The sequence below is a fragment of the Granulicella sp. S156 genome (assembly GCF_009766105.1).
In the GTDB taxonomy this organism is placed as follows: Bacteria; Acidobacteriota; Terriglobia; order Terriglobales; family Acidobacteriaceae; genus Granulicella.
Map to the genome: position 1 here is coordinate 169,698 of NZ_LMUH01000005.1, position 12,374 is coordinate 182,071.

Sequence of the window (12,374 nt, forward strand, 5' to 3'; positions counted from 1 at the left end):
TCACGATCCCAAACCTTTACGAGGCTTTTGTGGTTTGGACGCAGGCGGGGCCTGAACCGCACCTGAACGGCGTTGGCGCATCGCCTCGTACATCACAACTGCGCCAGCCACGGATACATTCAACGACGAGACGCTGCCCGCCATCGGGATGCGCAACAAGTGGTCGCAGGTGCGCTTTACTAGGTCATGCAGCCCCGCGCCCTCGCTGCCCAGCACCAGGCAGCAGTCCTGGCGAAAGTCGAAGTCGGTGTAGTCGGGGGTGCCGCGCTCGTCGAGGCCGACGATCCAGACATGGTGCTTCTTCATGGTCTCCAGCGCGCGGGTAATGTTGACCACCTGGGCGATGCGTACATGCTCCGAGGCCCCCGCCGAGCTCTTCGCCACCGTCGCGCTCAAGGGGGCCGAGCGACGCTCCGGCACGATCACGCCGTCGATCCCGGCTCCATCGGCCGAGCGCAGCAGTGCACCAAGGTTGTGCGGGTCTTCCACGCCGTCGAGGGCCAGAAAAAAGCGGAAACCGGAGGGCCCTACAGGCGCCTTCAGCAGGTCTTCCAGCGCGAGGAACTTGCGCTCGCGCAGGAACGCGACGATGCCCTGATGGGCGTCGGTCTTGGCATGGCGGGTAAGCTGGTCGCGCGGCTCAGTGCTCACGCGGATACCCGCGGCCCGGCAGAGCTCCAGAACCGCGTCCAGACGGGCATCACGGCGGGCCTCCCGCTCGCGTGCGACGCTTACGTGATCCAGTTGCCGCGTGCCGGCGCGAATGGCCTCTTCTACCGGGTGCAGGCCGTACAAAACGTCCATCCAGCTAGTTTACCGGGTGGAGAGGGCTTAGCGGCCAAAGGTCCGAGGCGTTCCAGGCGAAAAGAGCGCATATTTTGTGATTCAGGAGAGACTTTTCCTTATAAACTCACGTCAATACAGAGGTGAGAACACCCATGGTTCTGACTGCCGAAGCCGCGAAACAGGTTGAGCGTGAAAATGCTGCCATCGCGCGTGGTCTCAAGCGCCAGGACCCCGAGCTTCTCGACCAGCTCATCGAAACCTATCAGCATCGGCTGATGCGCTACCTGATGTTCCTTACGGGCAAGCGTGAGGTCGCCGAAGACCTGTTTCAGGAGGTCTGGATTCGTGTGTTGCGGCGTGGCGCACAGTACAACGGCAAGGCCCGCTTCGATACCTGGATCTTCACCATCGCGCGCAACCTGGTCATCGACCTCTCGCGCAAGCGCACCATGGCCAGCCTGGATGAGATGCGTGACGGCGGCGAGGACGAGCGCCCGTTCGAGATCGTGCAGGAAGGCCCATCGCCGCTGGAGCAGTTCCAGTACCGCGAGAACGCCGCAGAGCTTGCGACAGTGATGCTGACGCTCGAACCCAGCTATCGCGAGGTCCTGACGCTCCGCTTCCACGAGGAGATGTCGCTCGAAGAGATCGCTACCGTGACGCGCGCGCCGCTTTCGACGGTCAAGTCGCGGCTGTACCGTGGTCTTGCCTCCCTCAAGCCGCAGCTGCTCAGCCTTCGCGCCGAGCGCCGCGCGGCTGAAGCCAAAGCTTGCGAGGTAAAGGCATGAGCTCTCCGCAAGGCTTCAGGCCTTCGTCGAATTCGGGGAACTCGGCGAATCCGACAGACCAGAAAGGGCCAATGAACTTTACCGCCCGCGCTTCGATCGTGAACCGCACGCACCGCGTAGTGCGGGAGCAGGCGCTGGTCATGCAGGAACAGAAGCAGCGTTCGCGCAGCCTGTGGGTGCCTCTGGGTATCTTCTCCGTGCTGTTGGTGGGCCTCTGCTATGCCGTATGGGCGGTACTTGAAGGTTACGATGATCTGGCCCCGAATGGCCTTCCCGATGCCAGCGATCAGATGTTCCTCCTGCTGTTGTGGTCATTGCCGGTGACGGCAGTATTGTTCGGCCTGGTTTGGTTCCAGCGCGGACGCAACCGGGCTAACAGCGAGGTGACGCGATGAGCCAATGGTGGACATCACGACAGAGCGATCCTTCCTCTAGCGGTGATCAGGAACTACTCATGATTCCGCGTTGGTCGATGGTTCTGGCCATTCTACTGTTCGCGGGAATGCAGTACATCTTCCACGGGGTCATGCCGCACCACAAGCATGAGCTGTTGCCCATGCGCCTGATGGCGGGCTATTGGTGGGGCGCATTTTTTGCCAGCTATGCCCTGCTGCTCGGCTATGTAAGCCGCGATGTGAAGCGGCGCGGCATGTCTGCGGGCCTCTGGATGCTGGTGTGCGTGGTTCTCCCCGGTGGCATCGGCTCCGTGGTGTACTTCATGCTGCGGCAGCCGATCCTGTCGCGCTGCCCCAACTGCTCCACGACGATGGAGAGCGGCTATCACTTCTGCCCGCAGTGCCAGTTCCAGATGGCTCCCGTGTGCGGCATATGCCATCGCGGCACGAAGATCACGGACGTGTACTGCACACAGTGCGGCCATGACCTCGCCGAGGATTACGCTCCAGCGCGGCTGCGGGCGTATAGCGACACGGAATAGTCTTACTCTACGTCCCTGCCTGGCTGCGCGGAAGCCACTGCGAAGCTGGTGTCCCCGGATAACGACTAGAATGCCGTAATGGCAACACCGCTCACATCCCTGATCATCGACGACGAACCGCTGGCTCGGCAGGAGTTGCAGTATCTGTTGGAGGCCGCAGGCGACGTGTCGGTGCTTGCACAGGGCACCAACGGCATCGAAGCCGTGGACCTCATCCGCACCCACAAGCCCGATGTGATCTTTCTCGATGTCCGCATGCCGGGGCTGGATGGGTTTGCCGTCCTCAAAAAGGTGCTCGCGCTCGACCGCAAGTTCCATCTGCCGGAGGTCGTGTTTGCGACGGCGTTCGACCAGTACGCCGTGAAGGCCTTTGAGGTGAATGCCGTCGATTACCTGTTGAAGCCCTTCGACGCCAAGCGGGTAGTGAAGACCCTGGAGAAGGTGCGCACACGCATTGCGGCCAGTGCAGCGGGAAACGGCGAGACAGCGTCAGGACACGCAGCGCCCGGCGACCTGGGAGCGGACGCCGCCGCCAAACTGGATGCCTTGTTGCGCATGGTAGAAGAGCAGGCCGCACAGGCCTCGGGTCCGTCTGCGGGTAGTGCGCACAATCTCTCGAAGTCGGGCAAGGTCGTGGTGCGCGCCCAGAGCCGCCTGCTGCTCGCCGACCAGAAGGATGTCTGCTTTGCCGCGATCGAAGACGGCAGGATCTCGGTGGTGACCAAAACGGTGGAGGGCGACTCGAACTGCCGCACGCTGGAGGAGTTGATGGATCAGCTCGACCCGGAGCAGTTCTGGCGCGCGCACCGGTCGTTCGTGGTGAACATCCAGCACATCCGCGAGGTTGTGCCGTGGTTCAAGTCGTCGTATCAACTGCGCATGGACGACCGCAAGCAGACCGAGATTCCGGTGAGCCGCTCGCAGACCAAGCGGCTGCGCGAGTTGTTCAACCTATAAGCCTTGCTGGCTGGCACACAAATCTCGAAGTGCGCTTTCAGAAATGAGACTTGATGCGAGGACGTATCGTCTTTCTCTACAGTTGAGGGCCCCCTGCTGTATTCCTGTCTGTGCACGTAGAGAGAGGTCCATGAAAGTTCGTCTTGCCGTACCAGTTGTTTCAGGGTTTTTACTTTTTGCAATGGCAATTGTGCCGGCGTTCGGACAGGTAAATCCGGCCAGCGTTTCAGGGGCGGTCGCTGCCTGTGGAGCGCGGAACATTATCTTCAAGGTAAAGAAAGATAATGCGACGCCCGCACAGGCGCCCGCCGATAAAGCACTGGTCTTCCTCATCCAGGACACCGAACAGCCACTGCTGGAAGTAATGGATAAGGTGCGAATGAGGGCGGATGGCAAATGGATGGGTGCTACCCAGGACCAGACGTACATGAGCTTCGTCCTGGATCCGGGCACGCATCATCTTTGTACCAGCATCCAGGATGAGGGGGATCTTCGCCTCTCCCACCAGGGAGAATTTGGACTGCAAGACGGAATTATTCTGCATCGGCTGAATGTAGAAGCCGGCAAGACCTACTACTTCCGTATGACCGTCGCTCTTACCCGATTGCAGCGCAGAATCCCGTTCCTGGAAGAGGTCGACGAAGACGAAGGCCGATTTCTTGTGCAGACAACGACGCACGCTACATCGCACCCGAAGTAACCGTTTGTCAGGGTGTGAGCTATAAGATCGATTGGTTGCATAATGAGGCGTGGCCTTCGTGAAACGGATTCTGCTTAGAACGATCGTAGGTCTGCTGGCAGCCGTAATCGTGGCCTATCTGGTGGACTGGGTGGTGTGGAAGGTGCGGATGGCTCACGGCACCGGCATGGGCCAGGTACAGGTGGTCCATGTTCTGGCGGAGCAGATGAAGGGTAATAAAGAGGCGTACTACCTCAACGATGTCGAAATGATGGACTGCAGCCGCTCCCTGTTTCCGCGCGGAGGCAGCGCAGCCTGCTGGTGGGTGAATTGGCATCGCCAGGTGATAGACCACTAATCAAGCAAGTCAACTCGTGAGAGCAGTCGATCTCTTGCGGCTACGACAATCGGGAACTCTTACTGTTCAAAGGTAAACACTGTGAAACCGTCCTCGCTTATCCGCTGTACTCTCTTCGTCCTTGCAACAGCGCTCTTTATCCAATCAACCAGCGCACAAACGGCACCTGTGCGTGTTGCGATCGTGGGCCTGGTGCATGGCCATGCGCAGGGCCTGTTTGGCCCGCTGTCCAAAGACAAAAACGTTCAGCTTGTAGGCATCGCCGAACCCAATACCGCCGTTGCCGCTCAGTATGAAAAGCGATTCCATCTGGATCACGGTCTCTTCTATACCGATACCGAGACCATGCTCAACGCGGTGCATCCGCAGGCGGTGCTGGTCTACACGACCATCCTCGACCACCGCAAAGTGATTGAGCTGGCGGCGCGGCACGGCATCAATTCCATGGTGGAGAAGCCGCTCGCGACCACCCTGGCCGACGCGCTCGCGATCCGCAAAGCCGCGGCTGAGCACCACGTACAGGTACTGGTGAACTATGAGACGACCTGGTACGCGAGTAACCAGGAGGCCTACGAGCAAGTCGTCGCAGGCAAGCTCGGCGACGTGCGCAAGGTCGTCGTCCATGACGGGCACAATGGACCCAAAGAGATAGGCGTTGGTCCCGAGTGGCTACCCTGGCTCACCGACCCAGTGCTGAACGGCGCGGGAGCGATGTTCGACTTTGGCTGCTACGGCGCGGATCTGATGACGCAGTTGATGCACGGTCAGGCACCGCTCAGCGTCACCGCTGTAGCCCAGACCGACAAACCTGATATCTATCCCAAGGTCGATGACGACGCGACCATCATCCTGCACTATCCGCGCGCCCAAGCTGTGCTGATGCCCTCCTGGAACTGGCCGTTCGCTCGCAAGGACATGGAAGTCTACGGGGCGACGGGCTATGCCATCACCGTAGCTTCCGAGCAACTGCGCGTTCGCTACGCAGGCCAAAGGGAGGAATCGGTGATTACCGCTCCCCCACTCGCACCGGAGCGGCAAAACTCACTCGACTATCTGGCCGGCGTGTTGCGTGGAGAGATCAAGCCGGATGGAGATCTCTCGTCGCTCGACACGAATATGGTCGTGGTGCAGATTCTCGATGCAGCACGAGAGTCGGCGAAGACGGGACGTACGGTTACGCTGAAGCCATTGCCGAACTAAGCTTTTCTGTGTCCAATAGGCACACCCCAAAGTTGTCATCTCGACCGAAGTGGAGAGACCCCTGTATTTCGCTCGCGGTGGCATTGCTACTCCGGGCAAAATACAGGGGTCTCTAGACGCAAAGCGCGCCACAAACATTTGCATCACGCTCTGCATCGAGGGGTCTCTAGACGCAAAGCGCGCCACAAACATTTGCATCACGCTCTGCATCGAGGGGTCTCTCCACTTCGCATGACGATAAAGCCATCATGCTCCGGTCGAGATGACAGAATTTAGATAGACTTCACTCCGCCTTCTTCTTATTCCTGGCCTTCACCTTGAACCAGATTGGCGAGCCGATGAACTTGAAGGTGTCGCGAATCTCATTGGCGAGGAATCGTTCGTAGCTGAAGTGCAGCTTCACATCGCGGTCAGTGAAGAGCACGAACGTTGGCGGTGCGACCGCAGCCTGCGTCATGTAATAGATCCTGACGCGCTTGGCCATCGGAACCGAAGCCCGCTGGAAGTCGATCTTGTCCAGGAAGCGGTTCATCGCTCCAGTCGAGACACGCTTGCGGCGCTCGCGCGCAACCAGTTCTACCTTCTTGAACACCTGCTCGATACCCTTAGCCTCCGAGGCTGTCACGAAGAGCAGCGGCGCATAGTCGAGATACTTCAGCGAATCGCGTACCTGTTGTTCGTAGATCTTCTGGTCTGCTGGAGGCTTGCCATCGAGAAGCCGCTTGCCATCAGGGCCAACCTCGGTCATCAGATCCCACTTGTTCACGATGATGATGACGCTGCGCCCGCTCTCATGCGCATAGCCGCCAATGTTCGCATCGGCCGCCGCTACACCTTCGGCCGCATCGATCACCAGCAGCGCTACATCGGCTGCTTCAAGATGCTTGCGGCTCATGATGACGCTGAGCTTCTCAGCCATCAACTTCGTCTTGCCCTTGCGGCGAATGCCGGCGGTATCGATGAAGCGGAAGCTGTGGCCCTCGCGCTCGACCACTTCGTCCACGGCATCGCGCGTCGTGCCGGCAATCGGCGAGACGATCGCGCGGTCTGAGCCTGTGAGCGCATTCAGCAGCGTGCTCTTGCCGACGTTCGGCCGCCCGATGATGGCGATCTTTGTCTCGCGGGAGATGTGCTCTCCGTGCGAGCGCAGCCGGCGTCCTGGCTTGGACTCTTCGAGTGTGTCATCTTCAGGATCTTGCGGTCCGGGGCGTGGATCGCCGCCGCCATCCATATCCTCTTCAAACTCTTCCTCGAAGCCTTCCATAGCTTCTTCCGGCTCTTCGGCAACGAACTCCGGCGGCAGCGCCGCCCATACTTCGTCCAGCAGGTCGCCAATGCCTGCAGCGTGCTCGGCCGAGATCGGCAGCACATTTCTGAACCCGAGGCGGCGAAAGTTCTCCGCGGCCGCGAGCATCTCGGGGGTATCCATCTTGTTGACCGCAAGGAACACAGGCTTTCCGCCGCGCAGCAGCAGTCGTGCCAGCTCGATGTCCGGTGCAGCCAGCTCCGTGCGTCCGTCGACGACCATGATGATCGCGTCGGCCTCTTCCAGGCCCACTTTGGCTTGGCGGAAGATCTCGGCGGGAATGAGCGCTTCGTCATCGGGAACTACGCCGCCCGTGTCGACCAGCCGCACATCGCGCCCTGCCCACTCGACCTCACCGTAGATGCGGTCGCGCGTAATGCCCGGCTCATCGCCGACGATGGAGCGCCGCGTCTGGGTGAGGCGATTGAAGAGCGTCGACTTGCCAACGTTGGGTCTGCCGCAGATCGCGACCAGTGGCAGCCGTGTGGGCTCGTGATGGCCGGCTCCCTCGACGAGAGTAAGTTCCGTCGCCAGGGCCTCTGCCTCGCGCCACTCGCGCTTCTCTGCGGCCTCAGGATCGAGCGGTCTCTTCGTGGCACGAGGACGCAGAGGAATCTGCTTCTCACTCGCATGGCCCCGCTGCTCGCCGCTCACGTCGCGATTGCCCAGAACGATGTGCCGCTCTTTCTCCGGGCTGCGTGTCGGTGTCTTCGCGGCCTTTGTGGCTGCGGCCTTCTTTGCTGCAAGCTCTTTGCGCTTCTTCGGCGAAACCGCACCGGTCGTCGTCGTCGCGCGAGGCGCGGTCTTGCCCAGCTTCGGCCGCGTGCTCGCCTGCCGATGCTTCTTGCCTAATCGTTTTTTCTGTTCGCGTCTGGGTGCCATGGTGCTTATTCCTCCGCGCCACAGCGCATCTTTCATTATATGAACGATGCGCATCTTCTGCGTCCCCGGAGTCTTTTCGGTGGGGATCAGGCTGCTCTCCCGACCTCCCCACAAATTTGTCATCTCGACCGAAGGCGGCGTTCTTTGCCGCCGTAGCGGAGAGACCCCTGTATTCCGCCCGGAGCAGCACTACTGCCACAGGCAAAATACAGGGGGCACCAGACGCAAAACGCATCACGCTCTGCATCAAGGGTCTCTCTACTCAGAAGCTATACCGCACCCCACCCTCAACGCGCCGGCCATTATCGGCTGCATAGGCCTGCCCGAAGCTCGGGGAGCCCAGCACTCCGCCCACCTGCGTCACATTGGTATGGTTCAGCAGGTTGGACGAACGGATATTCACCTGCAGGGTCTGCTGATGTTCGGCCTTCGGGTTGCGTGTGAGGGTAAAAGTGCGCTGAATGTTCGAGTCGAGATAGAACGTCCACGGCATCACTCCCTTATTGCGCGGTAAGAAGCCCGTGCCGCCCGAGGTCACCAGCAGCCCGTAGGGCGTGGAGATGGCGCCCGGTGTTCCTGGCGCGGCATACTGCGGACGGTCGTTGAAGTCGCCGTCGCCGTTGTTGTCGAAGCCCGTGGTGATGTTGTAGGGCGCGTCGCCGGAAGCATTGAAGTTGCCGCTGAGTTGGATCTTCTCAGGCAGCGTAAACGTAGCGTTGCCGAAGACCTGCCACAGGCCATTGCCGGTGGAGCGGGCGTACTCTCCAGCGTTGGAGCCAGTGGTCTGCGGGGTGTTAAATTCGCTGCTTCCGGTATTTCCGTTGCCGTCGCCGTCGTCGATGATTTGCACGCGGACTGCGCCCATGAAGAACTGCACATGCTTGAGCGAATGCTGCTCCAGCCCCATGAACTCGACGTTGCCGTAGCCACGGCCAGTGCCCTGCATCTGCAGCACATTGAGATCGGAGGCGCCAGGGCGTGGCCCGATGGGTGAATCGTTCAGGGGTGAGTTGATGTTCTCCGTGCGCGTAAGGTGCCATATCTGCGCTATGTAGTAGTCGCCGGAGAAGTTCCAGCCATGGGGCAGCGTATGCGAGAGGCCGATGTTCTCGATGCTGTAGAAGGTATTGGGGAAGTTGGGAGCGACGGTGCGGATGGAATGAATCGGTGTACCGCCGTTGAAGGGATTGCAGGTCGCCGGGTCGAATATGCCGGTGCAGGTCGGGTTGTAGATGGTGCTGGTAACGCGCTCTACGCCGTCCATGCGCAGGACCTCACCGTAGGTGTGGGCCCGGAAGCGGCCGGAAAACAGGCCGGCATGGCCGTGGATGGTCCATGTGGACTTCTTGTCCGGAGACCACGTAACGCCGAGGCGTGGCGTGAAGTTGTTAGACACTGTGGGGTCAGTCTGTGTGAAGTAGCGCAAGCCATAGGCAATATGCAGGTTGGAGCGAACCTTCCAGTCGTCCTGGTAGAAGAGGGCAACACGGGTCTGGACAAGATCGACCTCAGGGTTGCCGGCGACGTTGGAGTAGTCGGTGGGCGAGCCGTTGGGCTGACCGTTCAGCGCCAGGACATATTGCTGGATGCCGGTGAGGGTTGTGGTCTGGCCCGGGACGGTGCCGCCGCCGAAGGTATAGACCCCATTGAAGTTCGTGGGGAGGCGCAGGTGCTCGTCGAGGACCTCCGCTTGGACGCCGAACTTCAACAGGTGCTTGGCGGTGCTGAGGATGGCATCATCATCCATCTCGATGTCGACCTCACGATCGCGCAGGGGACCGGCAGTCGAACCCCCTGCGGTAAAGGCTCCTGCCACCTGTACCTGCGGAGCGGTGGAGTTGGGAGTATCGTCCGAGCCATCCCATTCGATGCCTAGGCGTGCCTCATGCATGAGCTTGGGGGAGATGGTAGTGACGTCAGTAAGGTGTAGCGTGTAATCGTATTTTTCCTGATCATAGCCGGTTTCAGCGAGCGATTGGCCTCCAACGCCGACGTTTACGAAATGATTCACATTGGCGTCGAAGCTGGCGATAAAGGTGTTCTTGGGGCCAAGCTGCCAGTCTGTTCGCACGGTGCCGATCCATAGACGCTGCGGTGTGGCAACGTTCTGAACGATGGGGGATTGATTGCCCGAGCTATCGACGGTGGTGGCATTCACAACGGCGAAGTTGTCGATGCTGCGATGTTCGAGCGTCATGGTGAAGTCGCTGCCCTTCTTGAAAATAGGGCCGGTCAACTCGAAACCATAGCGCTGTTTGCCGAGAGAAGCCTTACTGGTCGAGAACGGGTCGCGGGCATTCATCCAGGGGCTGCCGTTGGTGGCGAAGAGCGCTCCGTGGAAGGCACTCAGACCGGGCTTGGTATAGATCTCGATGCGGCCGCCACCAAACGGTGGGTTGCGATATTCGGCGGAGAAGAGGTCGGGATTCACCTTGATGTAGGCGATGGAGCTCTTGGGCGGAAGGGTAATATTGCCGTCACCTTCGCCCAGGAAGCCATCGAGGCTGAGCGTGGCATTGCCTGGGGCGCCCCCCGCGGCTGCGGCCATCTGTTGCAACTCGCGCAGCAGGTCGTCAGGGTCGTCGGCGAGGGACTGCAGGCGTTTGCCGGAGATGGTCTGTGATGGGCCGGCGGACGTGGTGCTGGTACTGGGCCCGCTGTCTGCGGTTACATCGACCTCGCTCTCCACTGCTTCGGGTTTCAACACGAAAGCCAATTGCCCCGAATGGGGTGTCGTGACGGAGAGATCACGCTTGGCAAAGCCCCCGACGCTTACGGACAGATGATGCGGCCCATCGCTGATGCACGTAAAGCGGAAGCTGCCGTCGGAGCCGCTCTCTTCATTCTGATTGTTATCGAGCGTAATCATAGCCCCCGGAATGAGCGCGAGCGTACTGTCGCGCACGATACCGGTGATGGTCGTTCCCTTACAGGCCGTCTCGGCGAAGGCATGAGGGAGCGCGAACGCCGCAAGGCTCGCGGCGAAGAGAAGGTTCTTCATGTGACCTCATAATTCTGCGGCAAAACGTGCAAGCTGCAGGAAAGCGCAGCCTTGCACGAAGACCTACAGTTGTCTAAAGCTCTCTACGCTGAGAGACGCGTCGAAGTTCCCTCGCTCGAATGGGGATACCCACAACGCAGTTCGATCGCAGGTTCCTTTGGATAGAATCAGTCATCCATGCAGCGCGTTTCTGCACGCGATTTTCTATACACTCAACACGTGCAACGACTTAATCCCTCCCTTGGAACACGACTGAGTGTGCAGTGTCTGCTTTTCGTTTCAGCTCTCAGCTGGAGCCATGCCTTGTCTGCACAACGCACTACGGCAGCTTCTCAACCAGTCATAGCTGCCTATGTTTTTCCGCAAAACAACCCGATTCAACCGGGCGAGATCGCTGCGCAAAAACTGACGCGCATCAACTATGCGTTTGCCAATCTGCAGGGAGGCAAAATCGTCAACGGCTTCACCGCCGAGGACAAGAATCTTGCCGCGCTTGTCGCTCTCAAGCAGGTGAATCCTTCGCTTACGGTGCTCGTCTCGGTTGGCGGTTGGCTATGGTCGGGCAATTTTTCCGATATGGCTCTTACCAAAGAGAGCCGCAGCCTTTTCATCGCGAGTGTGGTGGAGTTCGTCAACCGTTACCAGCTCGATGGGCTCGACATCGACTGGGAGTATCCCGGCCTGGTGGGTGCCGGAAACAAGTTCCGTCCTGAGGACAAGCAGAATTACACCCTGCTGCTCAAAGAACTTCGCGAACAGTTTCATCGCCAGGAAAAGAAGCTGCATCGGAAGCTCTTCATCACGATTGCAGCCGGTGCCTCCACCAGCTTTCTGGAACACACCGAAATGAGCAAGGTGCAGCAGTATGTCGACACGGTCAATCTGATGGCCTACGACTACTACGAACCCGGCTCCAGTTCCACCACCGGGAACCACGCGCCGTTGTTCACCGACCCAGCCGATCCTGAGAAGATCTCAGCCGACAGGTCGGTGCAGGAGTTCGAGCAGGCGGGCGTTCCGGCGGACAAGATCGTTCTGGGCGTGCCCTTCTACGGCCATGCCTGGGGAGATGTGCCGGATGTCTCACACGGTGCCTTCAATCCCGGGAAACCCACGGCGACTCACGTGTATGCACGGTATGGGGACATCGCGTCCACCATGCTGAATCAGGGCTATGTCCGCTACTGGGATGCCGCCGCCTCCGTGCCCTACCTCTACAACCCGGACACGAAGATCTTCGTGTCCTACGAAGACCCCGAATCGCTGGCGAAGAAGTGCAGCTATGTCCTCGACCACAAGCTGGCAGGCGTCATGTTCTGGGACTACGCCGGCGACCCCACGGGCACACTGCTGAACGCGCTCGACACGGGACTGAAACAGGATCATGGTGCCGCGAGCACCTCGAACTGACGCGGCGGCAGGGCAGAAGGGTAATCCTCTTCAGCACGGCGAAGAAACGGCGATTATCATCAACCTAGCT

The 12,374-nt window shown here is 59.8% G+C and carries 11 protein-coding genes; 8 read left to right on the forward strand and 3 right to left on the reverse strand.

The features are described 5' to 3' along the window. Entirely contained in the window at positions 1-804 is an 804-nt protein-coding gene (gene rlmB, locus GSQ91_RS02935) for a 23S rRNA (guanosine(2251)-2'-O)-methyltransferase RlmB (RefSeq protein WP_158819765.1), read from the reverse strand. 134 nt (positions 805-938) lie between these two features. Between rlmB and GSQ91_RS02940 the strand changes: the two genes are divergently transcribed. The 7 genes from GSQ91_RS02940 (at position 939) to GSQ91_RS02970 (ending at position 5,705) form a co-directional block, all read left to right on the forward strand. Then, entirely contained in the window at positions 939-1,574 is a 636-nt protein-coding gene (locus GSQ91_RS02940; protein ID WP_158819766.1) for an RNA polymerase sigma factor, read from the forward strand. A 71-nt stretch (positions 1,575-1,645) separates the two neighbouring features. Continuing rightward, complete coding sequence (locus tag GSQ91_RS02945) at positions 1,646-1,969, forward strand: hypothetical protein (RefSeq protein WP_158819767.1); 324 nt, start codon at positions 1,646-1,648, stop codon at positions 1,967-1,969. Between the two features lie 59 nt (positions 1,970-2,028). Next, on the forward strand, positions 2,029-2,511 hold the full coding sequence (locus GSQ91_RS02950; RefSeq protein WP_371417075.1) for a zinc ribbon domain-containing protein: 483 nt from the start codon (positions 2,029-2,031) through the stop codon (positions 2,509-2,511). Positions 2,512-2,589: 78 nt separating this feature from the next. Continuing rightward, the gene (locus tag GSQ91_RS02955) at positions 2,590-3,468 is read left to right on the forward strand and encodes a LytTR family DNA-binding domain-containing protein (protein WP_158819769.1); all 879 of its coding nucleotides are present in this window, start codon (positions 2,590-2,592) and stop codon (positions 3,466-3,468) included. 130 nt (positions 3,469-3,598) lie between these two features. Beyond that, positions 3,599-4,168, forward strand: a complete 570-nt coding sequence (locus GSQ91_RS02960; protein WP_158819770.1) for a DUF2846 domain-containing protein — start codon at positions 3,599-3,601, stop codon at positions 4,166-4,168. A gap of 58 nt (positions 4,169-4,226) precedes the next feature. Beyond that, complete coding sequence (locus GSQ91_RS02965; RefSeq protein ID WP_158819771.1) at positions 4,227-4,505, forward strand: hypothetical protein; 279 nt, start codon at positions 4,227-4,229, stop codon at positions 4,503-4,505. Positions 4,506-4,586: 81 nt separating this feature from the next. After that, on the forward strand, positions 4,587-5,705 hold the full coding sequence (locus GSQ91_RS02970) for a Gfo/Idh/MocA family protein (RefSeq protein ID WP_254064338.1): 1,119 nt from the start codon (positions 4,587-4,589) through the stop codon (positions 5,703-5,705). 283 nt (positions 5,706-5,988) lie between these two features. On the opposite strand, the gene der is transcribed toward GSQ91_RS02970, so the two are convergent. Further along, positions 5,989-7,893: a ribosome biogenesis GTPase Der gene (gene der, locus GSQ91_RS02975; protein ID WP_158819772.1), complete on the reverse strand. Its 1,905-nt coding sequence runs from the start codon at positions 7,891-7,893 to the stop codon at positions 5,989-5,991. Between the two features lie 262 nt (positions 7,894-8,155). After that, positions 8,156-10,894, reverse strand: a complete 2,739-nt coding sequence (locus GSQ91_RS02980; protein ID WP_158819773.1) for a TonB-dependent receptor — start codon at positions 10,892-10,894, stop codon at positions 8,156-8,158. 303 nt (positions 10,895-11,197) lie between these two features. Here GSQ91_RS02980 and GSQ91_RS02985 point away from each other — a divergent pair, with 303 nt between their 5' ends. Next, a complete protein-coding gene (locus tag GSQ91_RS02985) occupies positions 11,198-12,304 on the forward strand; it encodes a glycoside hydrolase family 18 protein (protein WP_254064339.1) in 1,107 nt (368 codons plus the stop codon). Positions 12,305-12,374 lie beyond the last annotated feature (70 nt).

Excerpts from the sequence above, each read along its gene's own strand:
- GSQ91_RS02980 (WP_158819773.1), bottom strand. The coding sequence starts at position 10,894 with ATGAAGAACCTTCTCTTCGCCGCGAGCCTTGCGGCGTTCGCGCTCCCT.
- der (WP_158819772.1), bottom strand. The coding sequence starts at position 7,893 with ATGGCACCCAGACGCGAACAGAAAAAACGATTAGGCAAGAAGCATCGG.
- GSQ91_RS02955 (WP_158819769.1), top strand. The coding sequence starts at position 2,590 with ATGGCAACACCGCTCACATCCCTGATCATCGACGACGAACCGCTGGCT.
- GSQ91_RS02945 (WP_158819767.1), top strand. The coding sequence starts at position 1,646 with ATGAACTTTACCGCCCGCGCTTCGATCGTGAACCGCACGCACCGCGTA.
- rlmB (WP_158819765.1), bottom strand. The coding sequence starts at position 804 with ATGGACGTTTTGTACGGCCTGCACCCGGTAGAAGAGGCCATTCGCGCC.
- GSQ91_RS02960 (WP_158819770.1), top strand. The coding sequence starts at position 3,599 with ATGAAAGTTCGTCTTGCCGTACCAGTTGTTTCAGGGTTTTTACTTTTT.
- GSQ91_RS02950 (WP_371417075.1), top strand. The coding sequence starts at position 2,029 with ATGATTCCGCGTTGGTCGATGGTTCTGGCCATTCTACTGTTCGCGGGA.
- GSQ91_RS02940 (WP_158819766.1), top strand. The coding sequence starts at position 939 with ATGGTTCTGACTGCCGAAGCCGCGAAACAGGTTGAGCGTGAAAATGCT.